This window comes from Mesorhizobium sp. M0633 (assembly GCF_040320645.1).
In the GTDB taxonomy this organism is placed as follows: Bacteria; Pseudomonadota; Alphaproteobacteria; order Rhizobiales; family Rhizobiaceae; genus Mesorhizobium.
The window spans coordinates 63,695-79,610 of sequence record NZ_JAMYQC010000025.1; the positions used below are offsets into that span (position 1 = coordinate 63,695).

A 15,916-nucleotide genomic window follows, 5' to 3' on the forward strand; every position below is an offset into this window, starting at 1 on the left:
CGGCAGCGCGGGATTTTTTTAATCAGAAAGTCTGGCTAATGCACGGAAAGGCTTAGAAAAAGCCCTTCCGTTGCCACCAGCCGGCACGCTTCGGCTTGTCCTCGGCCTTTGCTTCCTCGGTCTTTGCCTCGTCGGTCTTTGCCTCGTCCGGGACGATCGAGGAGACGACCGGCACGACCGGAGCATCCACCGGTACGGGCTTGCGCCGCGACGGCCGGACCTTCGGCGTTTCCTCGGCAGCCGCCGCTTCGGTCTCCTGCGAAGCCGGCGCAGCGGTCTCGCCGGAAGCCACGGAGGCGGCCTCGGCAGCCGATGTCTCGGCGCCCGCAATCTCGGCAACTGCTTCCGCCGCAACCTTCTTCGGCTTGGCGGCACGGCGCGGCTTCTTCGGCTTTTCGGCGCTCGGCATGTCGTCGTTCGCCGGAGCAAGCACCGCAAGCTCTTCGGCCGGCGGCGCACCTTCCGGCTCGCCGATTACGGGCTCTGCTTCCGACACGGCACCTTCCGTCATGGCGGTGGGCTCGCCGGGGGCAGCTTCCAAGCCGTCCTCGCCGTCCTCACGGCGATTGCGCTTGCCGCCGCGCTTGCCGCGCCGGCGCTTCTTGCCGTGACCGTCGTCCGCCGCTTCCGCCGTTTCGGCAACACCGGCCGGCGTTTCACGTTCCGCTTCGGCGCCTTGATCGCCGGCGGCTACGAAGGCATCGTCTATCGGCGCCGAAACGGAAGCACCTTCCACAGCAGCGCCATGGTCGCGATCGGCGTGTTCACGTTCCCCGTGTTCACGATCCCCGTGTTCACGATCCTTGCCGCCGCGCCGTCTGCGGCGCTTGCGGCGCTTGCGATCGCGGCCTTCGCCGTCCTCGCCGGACCTTGGCTGCTGCGGCTGCTGGGCAGGGCGTGGCTGCTCGGCCTGCACCGGTGCCTCGTCTTCCTCTTCGATGACGATCTCGTCCTCGGGTTCTTCCGGCTCGACATAGGCCGGGAACGTGCGCGCCTCGACAAAGCCTTCCGGCTTTTCGGCCAGCGCGCCGCGGAAGATGGCATAGTGTTGTGCACCGACCGCGTCATCGGCTTCGATGGTGATGGTCACGCCGAAGCGGTGCTCGAATTCCACCAGCGTGCCGCGCTTGTGATTGAGCACATAGAGCGCGGTCGCCGCCGGCGTCCGCACCGTGATGTGGCTGCGCGAATCCTTGAGCAGGAATTCCTCGATTGCCCGCACCACCATCAGCGCGACCGACGAATCGGAGCGCACATGGCCGGTGCCGCCGCAATGCGGGCAAGGCTTCATGGTCGATTCCAGCACGCTGGCACGGATGCGCTGGCGCGACATCTCCATCAGGCCGAAATGCGAGATGCGGCCGACCTGGATGCGGGCACGATCGTTCTTGAGGTGATCCTTCAGCCGCTTCTCGACGGAGCGGTTGTTGCGGTTCTCCTCCATATCGATGAAGTCGATGACGATGAGGCCGGCGAGATCGCGCAGCCTCAATTGCCGGGCGACTTCCTCGGCGGCTTCCAGATTGGTGTGAAGTGCGGTGTCCTCGATCGAGTGCTCCTTGGTGGAACGGCCCGAATTGACGTCGATGGCGACCAGCGCTTCCGTCTGGTTGATGATGATGTAGCCGCCGCTCTTCAGCGTCACCTGCGGCTGCAGCATGCGGTCGAGCTGCGCTTCGATGCCGTTGCGCACAAAGATTGGCGTCGTGTCGCGGAACGGCTGAACCACCTTGGCGTGGCTCGGCATCAGCATGCGCATGAAGTCCTTGGCCTCACGGTAGCCTTCTTCGCCGGAAACCAGGATCTCGTCGATATCCTTGTTGTAGAGGTCGCGCACCGAGCGCTTGATCAGGCTGCCTTCCTCATAGACCAGGGCAGGGGCCGTCGATTGCAGCGTCAGATTGCGAACATTTTCCCAAAGTCGCATCAAATATTCGTAGTCGCGCTTGATCTCTGCCTTGGTGCGGCTTTCGCCGGCCGTACGCAGGATGACACCCATGCCTTGCGGCACTTCGAGATCGGCGACCACTTCCTTCAGCCGCTTGCGGTCCTGCGCATTGGTGATCTTGCGCGAAATACCGCCGCCGCGTGCCGTGTTCGGCATCAGCACCGAATAGCGGCCGGCCAGCGACAGGTAGGTGGTCAGCGCTGCACCCTTGTTGCCGCGCTCTTCCTTGACGACCTGTACCAGCAGGATCTGCCGGCGCTTGATCACTTCCTGAATCTTGTACTGGCGGCGCACCGGCTTGCGGCGGTTGCGCACTTCTTCGAGCGCGTCTTCAGCGCCGACCGATTCGATCTCGTGATCGTCCGGATGCGAGGATTGCACCTCCTCCAGCATGCCGCGATCATTGTCTTCGGACGTCGCTTCGCCGCTTGTCTCGGCCCCGCCTGTCTCGACTTGTGGGACGGCTTCGGAGATTACGTCGGCATCGACGCTGGCAGCGATGGAACTCGATCCGCCTTCGGAAGGCTCGGTCTCGCCGCTATCAGCGACTTCTTCAATCTGTCCAGCGGCATCCTCGCTCTGTCCGGCAGTGTCGGACGTGGTGTTGTCGGCAACGGCATCCAGCTTTTCTGCGACGGCATCTTCGCCGTTCTCGCCATTCTCACCGTCGGCCGCGCCTGCCTCGCGCCTGTGCTCGCCGCGGTCGCGGCTCTTGCCGCCGCGCCGGCGTCCGCGCTTGCCACGGTCGCGGCTCTGGCGGTCCTCGCCTTCGGCTTCCTCGTCCTCTTCGTCCTGGGCTTCCTGTGCTTCCGCACGCAGCAGCGCCTGACGGTCGGCGACCGGAATCTGGTAGTAGTCGGGATGTATTTCACTGAAGGCGAGGAAACCGTGACGGTTGCCGCCATATTCGACAAAGGCTGCCTGGAGGGAAGGTTCGACGCGCGTTACGCGGGCGAGATAGATGTTTCCTTTGAGCTGCTTCTTGTCCTGGGATTCAAAGTCGAATTCTTCAATACGGTTACCGCGAACGACGACAACGCGTGTTTCCTCCGGGTGGGAGGCGTCTATCAGCATTTTGTTGGGCATTATTTCGTTTCCTCCCGGCAGCCGTCGGCCGCAGCTTGCAGGACACTGCCCGCTGCCGTGGACCTGGAACATGGGTGCCGGACAATTGAACGTCCGCCGGCCGCTGCCTGAGCGCCATGGCGGTGCCGCCCGCAGCCGTAGTGGCGCGGTTTGTTGCGGACCTTTCCATGATTGCGCTTGAAGCCATCGTCACCAGCAGAACCTTTTGAACCAAAGCCCGGAAAAAACCGGACCAGCTTGTTTGCTCATACAGAGCCGGCACGGGACAATCCCGGCCGTTTTGCTCACGCAGGCGATTCCCCCGCCACGGGAGCACGCCTGCGAAAATCGTCGCGATCACCGATGCCTTCTTCGCCTGAAGCGAAAGGAGCCGTCTTGCGTCTGACCTGTAGCAGGAAGCTGCGGAGGAGGACGGTTCCAGGATTGCAGTGATCCACCATCGCTTTTATGATTTGGCGGGTTGGAAGGCAACCCCGATTCCCGATGCCGGCAAAAAGCCGTTCCGCAGCGGAAGCCCCGGTTCCAAGCCTTCCATGAAAAGGCTTGGTTAACCTTCTCTGGATACCAATCGTTAATCGAGTTCGCGGCCTGCCAGCACTTTGACAAGCAATAGGGCACTTCGACAAGCGATCGGGCATGACGCCAACGGGAGCGATTGGTAGAAAGATGGGACTGGCAGGCTTCGCAGACAAGGGCCGTCATCATGGAGGCTGGTTCTTCCGCACCGCCTGCCTGCTGCCGCTGATCCTGGCTTGCCTGGTCTTTTCGCCGCTTTCGCGTGCTGCCGACGCACCGCTCGGTGCCATAAGCTACAAGATGGCCGGCGATGCCACCAAGATGCGTATCGTCATCAATTTCGACCGCGAGCCCGACATCAAATGGTTCCTGCTGCGCGGCCCCAATCGCCTGGTCATCGATCTCCCGGCCACGAGATTCGCCCTCAATGCCAAGGATATGAAGCCGCGCGGGCTTGTCCGCGCCGTGCGTTACGGCGGACTCGGCGAGGGGAAATCGCGGCTGATTCTCACCGGCAAGGGACCGTTCGCCGTCGACAATCTCGACGTGCTCAAGAACGATGACGGCAACGGCTACCGCATCGCCATCGACATGTCGGCGGCCTCGCAGCGGGAATTCGACGCAGCGCTCGCCAATCAGGCGCTGACCACCGGTTCGACGGTCTCCGCCGACAAGGCCGGCAGGGTCGGTACCGGGCCGGTCTCCAATCCGGGCCATCGTTTCACCGTCGTCATCGATCCCGGCCATGGCGGCATCGACGGCGGCGCCGAGGGCCTGAACGGGACGGTCGAGAAGAACGTGACGCTCGCCTTCGCCATGGAACTGCGCGACAAGCTCGCCGCCGGCGGCAAATACGACGTGTTCCTGACACGTGAGACCGACGTGTTCCTGCGGCTCGACGACCGCGTGCGCATTGCCCGCCAGCATGAGGCCGACCTGCTCATCTCGATCCATGCCGACACGATCAGCCTCAAGGGCATTCGCGGCGCAACGGTCTACACCGTGTCCGACAAGGCTTCCGATCCCGAGGCGCAGGCGCTTGCCGACCGTGAAAATCTTTCCGACCAGTTCGCCGGCATGGAGATCAAGGACGACAGCAAGGAAGTGACCGATATCCTGATCGACCTGATCCGCCGCGAGACGCATAATTTTTCGATGAGCTTCGCCCATACTCTCGTCGGACAGCTTTCCACCAGCGTCGGTCTGATCAACAACCCGCAGCGTTCTGCCGGCTTCAAGGTGCTGAAAGCGCCGGACGTTCCATCCGTGCTGGTCGAACTCGGCTATCTGTCGAACGCCAAGGACGAAGCGCAATTGCTCAGCGCCGATTGGCGCAACAAGGCGACCCAGAGCATAACCAACGCCGTTGCCCTATTTGCTTCGGCCAAGAGCGGAACGGGGGCCGGAGGCTGAAATGTCCGCCGGCGCCCACAACCTGAAGCAGCGTTGCACGGCGACAACACCCTGTGCTTTTATTTCCGGCATTCGAAACCGAAATTCCACGCTGCCGTATTTTGCCCACATGGTCGCGACATGGGTTTTGCGATTACGGTTTGGGATCGTCCCGAAAGCTTGCGCGAAGGGCGGCTTCGTTTAGGAAATTCCCGAACCAAGGACTGGAGCGGGTATGATTCGTCTCATTGGCTATTTCTTCGGCATCGGCACGACGCTGGCCCTTTTGGTCGCGGCGGGCGTGGCGATCTATATCGGCCATTTGTCGAAGGACCTGCCCGATTACGAGGTGCTGGCCAAATACGAGCCGCCGGTGACGACCCGCATCCACGCGTCGGATGGCGCGCTGATGGCCGAATATGCGCGTGAGCGGCGGCTTTATCTGCCGATTCAGGCGATCCCGGATCGTGTCAAGGCGGCCTTCCTGTCGGCCGAGGACAAGAACTTTTACAATCACCCCGGCATCGACGTGACCGGCCTTGGCCGGGCCATTGTCGTCAACCTGCAGAATGTTGGCTCGGGAAAGCGCCAGGTCGGCGCCTCGACCATCACCCAGCAGGTGGCGAAGAACTTCCTGTTGTCTTCAGACCAGACCTACGAGCGCAAGATCAAGGAGATGATCCTCGCCTTCCGCATCGAGCAGGCCTACTCGAAGGATCGCATTCTCGAGCTCTATCTCAACGAGATTTTCTTCGGCTTCGGCGCCTATGGCGTCGCCGGTGCTGCGCTAACCTATTTCGACAAATCGGTGAACGAGCTCACCGTGGCCGAAGCCGCCTATCTCGCCTCTCTGCCGAAGGGGCCGAACAACTACCATCCCTTCAAGCATGCCGATCGCGCCTTGGAGCGCCGCAACTGGGTGATCGACCAGATGGTCGAGAACGGTTACGTCACGCATGAGGAAGGCGAGAAGGCCAAGGCCGAGCCGCTCGGCGTCACGCCGCGCCGCACCGGCAACTATCTCTTCGCCGGGGAGTATTTCACCGAGGAAGTGCGTCGCCAGATCATCGCGCGCTATGGCGAGAATGCGCTCTACGAGGGCGGCCTTTCCGTCCGCACGACGCTCGATCCGAAGATGCAGCTGATTGCCCGCAAGGCCATGCAGAACGGACTTATGAAGTTCGACACGCTGCGCGGCTACCGCGGGCCGGTCACGAGCATCGACGTTTCCGGCGACTGGGGCGTGCCGCTGGGCAACGTCAAGCGGTTGGAGGACGTGCCGGAATGGTCGCTCGCCGTCGTGCTCGACAGCTCGGCCACCGGCCTGTCCATCGGCCTGCAGCCGACGCGCCAGATCTCCGGCGAAATCGTCAAGGACCGCGTCGAAGGCACTGTCAGCAAGGAAGACATGAGCTTCGCCATGCGCCACGTGGTCGACGGCAGGACCGTCAAGGCGAAGTCGCCCGCCGACGTGTTGAAGCCGGGCGACGTGATTTTCGTGCAGAAGAACGACGGCTCGGACAACAGCTACAGCTTGCGCCAGGTTCCCGAAGTGGAAGGCGGCCTGATCGCCATGGACCCGCATACCGGACGCGTCCTGGCCATGGTCGGCGGTTTCTCCTACGCGCAATCGGAGTTCAACCGGGCGACGCAGGCCATGCGCCAGCCGGGATCGTCGTTCAAGCCGATCGTCTATTCGGCCGCCCTCGACAATGGCTATACCCCCGCCTCCGTGATCATGGACGGGCCGATCACCATCCAGAGCGGCAACACGACCTGGACGCCCAAGAACTACGACGGAACGGTGGCCGGCCCGGCGACGTTGCGCTCCGGCATCGAGAAATCGCGCAATCTGATGACGGTGCGGCTTGCCAACGACATGGGCATGAAGCTGGTCGTGGAATATGCCGAGCGTTTCGGCGTCTACGACCACCTGGCGCCGTATCTGCCGATGGCGCTGGGATCCGGCGAGACGACGGTGATGCGCATGGTGTCGGCCTATTCGATCATGGCCAATGGCGGCAAGTCGATCAAGCCGTCGCTGATCGACCGCATCCAGGATCGCTACGGCAAGACCGTCTTTAGGCAGGACGAACGCGGCTGCTCGAACTGCAATGCCGCCGAGTGGCAGGACCAGCCAGAGCCGGAGCTGGTCGACAACTCCGAGCAGGTGCTCGATCCGATGACCGCCTACCAGATCACATCGATGATGGAGGGCGTCGTGCAACGCGGTACCGGCGCCACCATCAACGAGCTTGGCCGTCACATCGCCGGCAAGACCGGAACGACCAACGACGAAAAGGATGCCTGGTTCATCGGCTATACGCCGAACCTCGTTGTCGGCCTCTATATGGGCTACGATCAGCCGAAAGGTCTTGGCAAGGGCGCGACCGGCGGCGGCCTTGCCGCGCCGATCTTCAAGGATTTCATGCGCGTGGCGCTGGATGGCACGCCCAATGTCGACTTCAAGGTTCCGGAAGGCATGAAGCTGATTGCGATCAATCGCAAGACCGGCATGCGAGCCAACGCGGGCGACGCCGGAACCATCACCGAAGCCTTCAAGCCGGGTACCGGTCCCGCCGACAGCTATTGGGTGATCGGCATGGGTGCGGACGGCTCCAACGCCACCGGCGGGGCGCTGTCGCCGCAGGCCAACCAGGCCATCCAGTCGGGCGGCGGCGGGCTCTACTGACAATCGCTACATCGGGTCGGGCCGACTTGACGATGATGGTCGAGCCGGCCCATTCCGCTTTACAGGGGCCGGTGCCGTCCCTATGTATCGCGCCATCAAGCCGCCATTTAGCAACAGGACAGAACAGCCAGCCATGCGCGCGGAAACGCAAAATATTGTCGACGAGATCAGGCAGGCGATAACCCTGCTGAGGAGGCATCTTTGACTGGGATCAAGCCATAAAGCGGCTTGAGTACCTGAATGTCCGTGCCGAGGATTCGAGCCTCTGGAACGAGCCGCTGGAAGCGCAAAAGCTGATGCGCGAGCGTCAGGGCCTCGAGGAAGGTATTGCCGCGGTCAAAGGCCTCACCCAGGCCCTGGAAGACAATATCGGCCTGATCGAGCTTGGCGAGGAAGAGGGCGACGAGGGCGTAATCGCGGAGGCCGAAGCGGCGATCCGCTCGATGCGCGGCGAGGCCAAGGCGCGCCAGATCGAAACGCTGCTGTCGGGCGAGGCTGACGCCAACGATAGCTATCTGGAAGTCCATGCTGGCGCCGGCGGCACCGAAAGCCAGGACTGGGCCTCGATGCTTCTGCGCATGTATACGCGCTGGGCCGAGCGCCGCCGCTTCAAGGTCGAAGTGCTGGAAGTACATGACGGTGAAGAAGCCGGCATCAAGTCCGCCACGCTGCTGATCAAGGGCCACAACGCCTACGGCTGGCTGAAGACGGAATCCGGCGTGCATCGTCTCGTGCGGATTTCGCCCTATGACAGCAATGCGCGCCGCCACACCTCCTTCGCCAGCGTCTGGGTCTATCCCGTCATCGACGATACGATCGACATCGACGTTTCCGAATCCGACGTCCGTATCGACACGTATCGGTCGTCGGGATCGGGCGGCCAGCACGTCAACACCACCGATTCGGCCGTGCGCATAACCCATCTCGCCACCGGCATCGCGGTTGCCTGCCAGGCCGAGCGCTCCCAGCACAAGAACAAGGCCAAGGCCTGGGAAATGCTGCGCTCGCGGCTTTACGAGGAAGAGCTGAAGAAGCGCGAAGCGGTGGCGGACGCCACGGAAGCGTCGAAGAGCGATATCGGCTGGGGCCACCAGATACGGTCCTACGTGCTGCAGCCCTATCAGTTGGTGAAAGATCTGCGCACCGGTGTCGAGAGCACCAGCCCGTCGAGCGTGCTCGACGGCGACCTCGATGATTTCATGGAAGCCTCGCTGTCGCAGCGGATCGAGGGTGGCGCCGGCGAAACGGTGGCCGATATCGACTGAGGCCGCCGGGCACCAATCCGGCAGGAATGTGGGTTCATCACGCGAGAGTTACGGCCATCGTGCGAGAGTGACGAGCTCTCAATTTGCACCTACCTGTCGTTCTACAACTTTGTTTTTCGTAGAGTTTTTCAAAATCGATTTCCGCTTTTGACGCGGATGCCTCGGGCCTGCCGGTGCCAAGCCTGGAACCAGCGCGAGCCAAATCCCGTTATTGGCGATCCCTCTGCCGGGGGTCGACGAGGTTCGTCAACCAGGGCGGCAGGTTGGTTCCGGCTGCAGAGGTCGGCGTTCGATTGCGACAGCAATTCCTTGCGCCAACCAAGGAATCAGCCCAGCATTCATGCGCTGGGGAGGAAAAAAGCATTTATGGCCGGACGCGGCGTATCTGCGACCTGACGATCCGGCCACTGGGAAGACACGTTCCGGGAACGGGCAAGCGAAATGCTTGACAACCGTTGATAGGAACTGCGCTCATGCCTGCTCTCACAACCAGACCGGCCCCAGTCGCCCGCACGGCGCGCCGACTCCTGAATTCACTTGTCGCGGCAGTGGTTTTGATTGCTGCCGCCATTCCATTTGCGGCGCCTGCTCTGGCGCATGATGCCAAGCCGACCGCGGCAATGCCGCAAGGCTGGAGCTATCCGTTCTCCTGCTGCTCGGGCTATGATTGCCGCGAGGTCTCTCAGACATCGATCAGCGAACGTCCCGAGGGCTATGTCATCAAAGGAACCGGGGAAGTCGTGGCCTATAGCGACAAGCGGATCAAGAATTCGCCCGACGGCGAATATCATTGGTGCTCCGTTGCCGGTGCCAATGACGGAAAGACCATCTGCCTGTTCGTGCCCCCATCGTCCTACTAGCGCATGACGCCCAAAAGCTTGCCCACGGGCTGACCCGAGCGTGTGCAGCGGTTTTGGATCGATGGGCCTTCGATCTGTGCATCGCAGGCTCACAGGTCTGCTGACCGGCAGTTGTCAGGAGCGTTTCTTTATGCTGCCTTTGCCGTACGGGGCGGCGGCATTGTGAGGGACCAATTCATGACCATCAAGGCAAGCTGCCCCTGCAAGGCGACGACGTTCGAGGTTTCGCAAGCGCCGCAGACAGTGACGCGATGCACCTGTTCCTTCTGTTCGAAACGCGGTTCGTTGTGGGCCTATTACACCCCATCGCAATTCAGACTCACCAGCCCGCCGGAGAATGTTTCGTTCTACCAGTGGGGATCGAAAACCATAAAACACGGTTTTTGCGCCACCTGCGGCTGCGGCACCTTCACCGAGACGCCGGACTGGTCGACAGGCGAGCCGAATTTCGACAATCCGAAGATCAGCGTGAACTCGCGGCTGTTCGACGATTTCGATCTCGACAAGGTCGAAGTGGTGGTCATCGACGGCAAGAATCTCTGGTAGCCGATCGAATTGGGGTGGTCGCGCGAGCCGCTGCAGGCGTGTGGAATTGAGCCGGGGAAAGCCGCGGCAACGGCTTTTGCTGGTCCGTTTTTCGCCGCATTTCATGGTACAAGTCGCTGGAAGGGCTGATGCGGTGCGCCGTTGCGCGACCGTGGAATGGAGAGGGACCACCATATGAAAAAGATTGTGCTCGCCGTCGTGGCGACGGCTGTGCTCGTGAGCGCATGCACCACCGATCCCTACACCGGGGAACAGAAGGTTTCCAACACCGCTGCCGGCGCCGGTCTCGGTGCTTTGGCGGGTGCCGGGCTCGGCATGCTTGCCGGCGGTAACGACCGCCGCAACGCGCTGATCGGCGCGGGCATCGGCGCGCTTGCCGGCGGTGCCATCGGTGCCACCATGGACCAGAACGAGGCCGAACTGCGCCGACAGCTTCAGGGCACCGGCGTCAGCGTCACCCGCACCGGCGACCAGATCATCCTCAATATGCCGTCCGACATCACCTTCAACGTCGACCAGGACGCGGTGAAGGCCGGTTTCTATCCGGTGCTGAATTCGGTTGCCCTTGTGCTGAAAAAGTTCCGGCAGACCACCGTCGACGTGTTCGGCCACACCGACTCGACCGGCGGCGACGAGCACAATTTCGACCTGTCGCAGCGCCGTGCTTTGGCGGTCGCCAACTATCTGTCCGGACAGGGCGTCGATTCCCGCCGCTTCGCCGTCACCGGCTTCGGCAAGACGCGTCCGATCGCCTCCAATGCGACGGCTGCCGGCCGGGCTCAGAACCGCCGCGTCGAGATCCAGCTGTCGCCGCTCACCTGAGGCAAGCACATGAACCGAGAGCGGCCCCGCAAGGGGCCGCTCTAATGGTTATGCCGGACCACCGGCCGCCGGCGCCCTTCGTTCGCGATATCAGGACCGGGCCGGCTGATCGACAATTGCGGCAACGATCCGGCGCACGATCGGAAGCACAATCAGCAGGCTGGGAAACGCAACAAGCCATGAAGCGCCCCACGCATAGCTCCAGGCCGCTATAAACCCGTTCGTCCAGCCTGCGCCGATTGCCGTCGAAACCGCCGAGACAATCGAGGACATCAGAATCGAAAGAACCAACGGCATCACCACCGCGCCGTAGGAGGGCGGCAGCTTTCTCAACTTGAAGGCTCGGTCCGGTGATGCTTGCATCGAAATCTCCTAATAAAAAAATATGCGTAGGCGCTATTGTGAGGACGATCAGGCGGCATATGCCGTCTGCAGCGCCAATTCCCGAATGAAGCTTCGCAGCGAACGCGGCTCGCGGCCAAGCACGGCACGCAACGTCAGGCTGTTCCCGCCGAGGCCGTATTTGGCGTAGTGGCTGTGTACTTTGGCCAGCATCTGCAACTGCCGGTCCGTATAGGGAAGGCGGGCCTTCGCCGCCCAGTCCTGAAATGTCGGCTCGCCCGCCGAAACCGGCCGGCCAAGCGCTTCGCTCATCATGGCGACGACCTCTTCGCGGCTGTGCATACCGTCGGCGCACAGCTCGAGGGTCGCATAGGACAAACGCGCTTCGGTCAGTGCGATTGCCGCAACTTCAGCCACATCGCGATAGTCGACGCGGGCGAGCTTCGCCGTCCTTGGAAACGGCTCGGCGAAAACGCCGTGCTCGACGACGGACGGCCAGGCCGCCGCGATATTTTGCATGAAATTGGCCGGGTGCAGAATGGTGTACTCCATGTTCGTCGAATAGAGGGCAGCTTCAACGGGTACCTTGCTTGCATGGTTTTCCAGCCTCGTATTGGTCGGCTGGATCACCGACGAAAAGACGAACTTTCGAACGCCTGCTCGCGCCGCCGCCTCAACCATGGCAACCCCCATGGCGGCTTCGTCGGGAGCAAAGGCCGGTCCGATGTGAAAGACACCGTCGACACCTTCCACGGCCTGCTCAAGGCTCCGATGGTCGCGCAGATCTCCGATCGCGATCTCGGATGCACCGGCTTTCTGGGCTTTTTCGGCACTCGCGGCGTCACGAACAAGCGCCCGAATCCTGGCATTGCGGCGGACGAGTTCAGGCACCACCAAACCGGCAACGCGGCCTGCGGCGCCTACGATCAGGACCGTTGGACTGGGTGTTCGCATGACGATCTCCTTCCCTCAAGTCTGCCTTTCGGCCTATGCAGGGAAGATAAAATCTAGCGAACTGTGTTACAATTGATCGATTTTGCGATAGTTTCTCCCGATTTTCGGGAGAAAGGAGCGATGAGCCGGATAGATGATTTCGAAGCCTTCATTGCCATTGTCGAGCACGGCAGCCTGACGGCTGCCGCACGCCGGCTGAACCGCTCACTGCAGTCGGTCAGTCGGTCCTTGGCGACATTGGAGGAATCCATCGGGGTCGAGCTTCTGCACAGGACGACACGCCGCTCGACGCCGAGCGAAGCCGGAGCGGCTTTTTTCCAGCGCATCAAACCCGCCGTCGAGGAAATTAACGAAGCCAGGCTTCAGGCGGCCAACCGACGGTCGGAGCCGTCGGGCATCCTGCGTGTGAGTGCCCCGGTTCTGTTCGGCCCGGATTTCCTGATGCCGGTCATCGCCGACTGTATGCGGACATATCCCCGCGTCGAGGTTGACCTCCAGCTTTCCGATGAATTTGTCGATCTTGATGCCGAGGGTCTCGATTTGGCGGTCCGGATCGGCAATTTGCCGGATTCCAATTTACGTGCGAAGCGGCTGGGGGCGTTGCGGCGCGTCGTGTTCGGCGCACCTGCCTACTTCCAGCAACGCGGCCGACCGGCCCATCCGCTTGAATTGCGTGAGCACGATTGCATCGTACGAACTGTCGACGGCCGCCCGGGCGAATGGATGTTTCAGATTGAAGGCAAGCCCCGGTCGGTGAAGGTCGCGGGCACTTTCCGGTCGAATTTGATGATATCCATCTATGCAGCCGCGGTTCACGGATTGGGTCTGGGCTACTCGCCGCTTTGGCAGATAAAACACCTGGTGGACGACGGCCGCCTGGAACTGGTTCTGACCGAATTCGAGCCTGTGCCGGTGCCGATACACGCCGTGTGGCCGGAAGGCAGATCATCCTCCGCCAAAGTTCGCGCTTTTCTGGACCTGCTGGCATCCCGCCTGGAGCTCAAGAACCTTTAGGGCGCAAAACTAATCTGAGCGCCGATCTTACCTCATCGACATCAAGTTCGTGATCAGAACTGCCTTGGCGGCGTTGACCACGGGTTGATGGACCTCCGAATGACCGATGTCATTCAGCTGATCGGTCGTCAAATTTGCCAATGCCCTGCGTCTTGCGACGGTCCGCCGCCACCCCGTGAAGGCAGTGATCATCATTGCTGCGCTTTTCAGGCCAGACCCAAGCCAGCGGCGTTTGGACGCGCTGCTGCCGGCGCGAGTTCCCGTGTGAGCCATTTCTTAGTCTCCCGTTTCGAGTTTGCGGGTGGGAGCGTGCCACGCAGGTGTTTTCGGGCTGTTCGGCTGTGCGTGAACAATTGGGAGGAGTCCGACGATCCGCCGTTAAATCGGTGTTAAATCAATCTACCGAGATGCTATTCTGTCGCTGCGGTCAAAGTCTGGAGACGATTTGTGCGCATCCGGTTGCTTGGTGGCCTGGAGGTTACTTCCCCGGAGCACCGGCCCGTCCGGTTCGCCACACGCAAGACTTCGCTTCTTTTTGCTGCTCTGGTTCTCGCAGGCCGCCGCGGCCATCGTCGCGAGCAGCTTTCCGAAGCCTTTTGGCCGGGGCGAAGCAATGGGCAAGCCCGCAATAGTCTGCGGCAAGCGCTTGTCGACATCAGGCGCTCGTTCCCGGCCAGCTTGGATGCCACCGTCTACATCGATGGGGATCAGGAAACCGTTGCGCTGATTGCCGGACCGGATGAGGCGGACATCTCGATCTTCGACCGGAAATTAGAGGAGGGCCGAACCACCGATCTCGCCTTCGCCGCCGATCTCTACCGCGGTGAGCTGCTTGCCGGGCAAACGATTCCTGACGAACTGGACGAGTGGTTTGGACCCTTTCTGAGTAAGTATCAGCGCAAGGCGCTGCAGTTGGTCGATCGGCTGAGCCTGGCGCTGCCCGCACCCGGCTCAGCGGAAGAGACGGCCTGCGAAGGGCTCGCGGAGAGATTGCTCGCCTCGGATCCGACGGCGGAGGCAGCCCATCGGGCGCTTATCCGCATCCACGCTCATCGAGGTCACGAAAACGCGGCCTTGCGCCAGTTCGAGCTGTGTCGGGCAGCTTTAAAAAAACATCTGAATGCGGACCCAGAGGAGCAGACAAGCTCACTGGCGGCTTCCCTGCAGTCCCGTGAAAGAACTGAACGTCAGCGGCCGGAGCCAAGCTCTGGCGCCGCATCACTGGCGCAGGTTCTGGCGGCCCCGACGAGGCGCGACGACCAGCCGTCGATTGCGGTGCTGCCGTTTCAGAATCTAAGCGGTGATGTCGAGCAGGAATATTTTGCCGACGGCATGGTGGAAGACATCGTCACCGCCTTGGCTCACTTCCGTCACCTGTTCGTGGTCGCACGGAATTCGAGCTTCACCTACAGGGGACGATCCATAGACATAAAGCAGGTCGGGCGTGAGCTGGGCGTGCGCTATGTGGTCGAGGGAAGTGTTCGCCGCGCGGGCGACCGCCTGCGCATCGCCGGGCAGCTCATCGACACCTCGACGGGGGCCTATCTCTGGGCCGACCGTTTTGACGGAACGCTCGCCGAAGTTTTCAATCTGCAGGACCAGGTCGCCTCGAGCATCGTCGGCGCAATCACACCGAAAATGGAGGAGGCTGAGATCGAGCGTGCCAAACGCAAACCGACAGAAAGCCTCGATGCTTATGACTACTATCTCCGCGGACTGGCGGCCTTTGACCGAACGATCACTAGTAGATCGGCCATTGACGACGCCTTGCGCCTCTTCATGAAGGCGATCGACCGTGACCCGGAGTTCGCGATAGCCCATGCGCGGGCGGCGCGGTGCTACGCTACCCGAAAAAGCAACGGCTGGATGGTCGACCGTGCAGAAGAGATTGCCGAAGCTACTCGACTGGCCAGGAGAGCGGTCGAACTCGGAAGGGACGATGCAATTGCGCTTTCCTACGGTGGATACGTCCTCGGCTACGTAGGCGGCGACCTTGATGATAGTGCGGCTTGCATCGATCGCGCGCTCGCTCTCAACCCGAACTTGGCCGCTGCTTTGGGCGTCAGCAGCTGGGTGAGGGCTTGCTTGGGCGAGCCAGGCAAGGCCATCGAGCACGCCGCGCTTGCCATGCGCCTAAGCCCATTGGATCCACGCCTGTTCGCTTGGCAGTTCAACACCGGGCTCGCTCATTTTTGTGCAGGCCACTACGATGACGCCGTCGCTTGGGCGGGAAAGTCGCTGCGGCACCAGCCGAACTACGTGAGCGCGATGCGTGTAGTGGCGGCGGGTCATGCCCTTGCGGGGCGCCTAACGGAAGCGCAGCAAATGATGGCCCGGCTTTGCGAGTTCGATCCCTCGCTGCGGCTTTCGAATCTCGCCGAGGTGCTGCCGCCGTTTTATCGACCGGATGATCGCAGCAGATATATCGAAGGCCTTTGCAACGCGGGCCTGCCGGACTAACGCAGTATCAGCGCGAAGC

The 15,916-nt window shown here is 61.9% G+C and carries 11 protein-coding genes; 8 read left to right on the top strand and 3 right to left on the bottom strand.

The genetic code is table 11. The features are described 5' to 3' along the window. Positions 1–52: 52 nt before the first annotated feature. Positions 53–3,034 carry an Rne/Rng family ribonuclease gene (locus NKI47_RS23730; RefSeq protein ID WP_352593830.1) on the bottom strand — a complete coding sequence of 994 codons (2,982 nt, stop codon included), beginning with the start codon at positions 3,032–3,034 and terminating at the stop codon, positions 53–55. 666 nt (positions 3,035–3,700) lie between these two features. Between NKI47_RS23730 and NKI47_RS23735 the strand changes: the two genes are divergently transcribed. The 6 genes from NKI47_RS23735 to NKI47_RS23760 all read left to right on the top strand — a co-directional run bounded on the left by NKI47_RS23735 (position 3,701) and on the right by NKI47_RS23760 (position 11,127). Then, on the top strand, positions 3,701–4,963 hold the full coding sequence (locus NKI47_RS23735; protein WP_352593831.1) for an N-acetylmuramoyl-L-alanine amidase: 1,263 nt from the start codon (positions 3,701–3,703) through the stop codon (positions 4,961–4,963). 214 nt (positions 4,964–5,177) lie between these two features. After that, complete coding sequence (locus NKI47_RS23740) at positions 5,178–7,634, top strand: penicillin-binding protein 1A (RefSeq protein WP_023679927.1); 2,457 nt, start codon at positions 5,178–5,180, stop codon at positions 7,632–7,634. Positions 7,635–7,767: 133 nt separating this feature from the next. Beyond that, positions 7,768–8,899 (top strand): peptide chain release factor 2 gene (prfB, locus tag NKI47_RS23745; RefSeq protein WP_156937454.1). Its coding sequence is split into 2 segments (ribosomal slippage): positions 7,768–7,833 and positions 7,835–8,899, totalling 1,131 coding nucleotides; the frame shifts between segments, so codons are not numbered across the junction. A 473-nt stretch (positions 8,900–9,372) separates the two neighbouring features. Continuing rightward, positions 9,373–9,759 (top strand): hypothetical protein, encoded by a 387-nt coding sequence (locus NKI47_RS23750; protein WP_031212810.1) that lies wholly within the window; start codon positions 9,373–9,375, stop codon positions 9,757–9,759. Between the two features lie 177 nt (positions 9,760–9,936). Continuing rightward, on the top strand, positions 9,937–10,305 hold the full coding sequence (locus tag NKI47_RS23755; protein WP_352593832.1) for a GFA family protein: 369 nt from the start codon (positions 9,937–9,939) through the stop codon (positions 10,303–10,305). 174 nt (positions 10,306–10,479) lie between these two features. Continuing rightward, positions 10,480–11,127, top strand: coding sequence for a YiaD family glycine zipper/OmpA-like lipoprotein (locus tag NKI47_RS23760; protein ID WP_023679922.1), 648 nt, complete (start codon positions 10,480–10,482; stop codon positions 11,125–11,127). 90 nt (positions 11,128–11,217) lie between these two features. On the opposite strand, the gene NKI47_RS23765 is transcribed toward NKI47_RS23760, so the two are convergent. Together NKI47_RS23765 and NKI47_RS23770 are read right to left on the bottom strand one after the other, a co-directional pair. Continuing rightward, positions 11,218–11,490, bottom strand: coding sequence for a DUF2798 domain-containing protein (locus NKI47_RS23765; RefSeq protein WP_023679921.1), 273 nt, complete (start codon positions 11,488–11,490; stop codon positions 11,218–11,220). Positions 11,491–11,538: 48 nt separating this feature from the next. After that, complete coding sequence (locus NKI47_RS23770) at positions 11,539–12,423, bottom strand: NmrA/HSCARG family protein (RefSeq protein WP_023679920.1); 885 nt, start codon at positions 12,421–12,423, stop codon at positions 11,539–11,541. Positions 12,424–12,495: 72 nt separating this feature from the next. On the opposite strand from NKI47_RS23770, the gene NKI47_RS23775 reads away from it, so the two are divergent. Continuing rightward, positions 12,496–13,437, top strand: coding sequence for a LysR family transcriptional regulator (locus NKI47_RS23775; protein WP_352570916.1), 942 nt, complete (start codon positions 12,496–12,498; stop codon positions 13,435–13,437). A 447-nt stretch (positions 13,438–13,884) separates the two neighbouring features. Further along, positions 13,885–15,897: a BTAD domain-containing putative transcriptional regulator gene (locus tag NKI47_RS23780; RefSeq protein WP_352593833.1), complete on the top strand. Its 2,013-nt coding sequence runs from the start codon at positions 13,885–13,887 to the stop codon at positions 15,895–15,897. Positions 15,898–15,916: the final 19 nt, after the last annotated feature.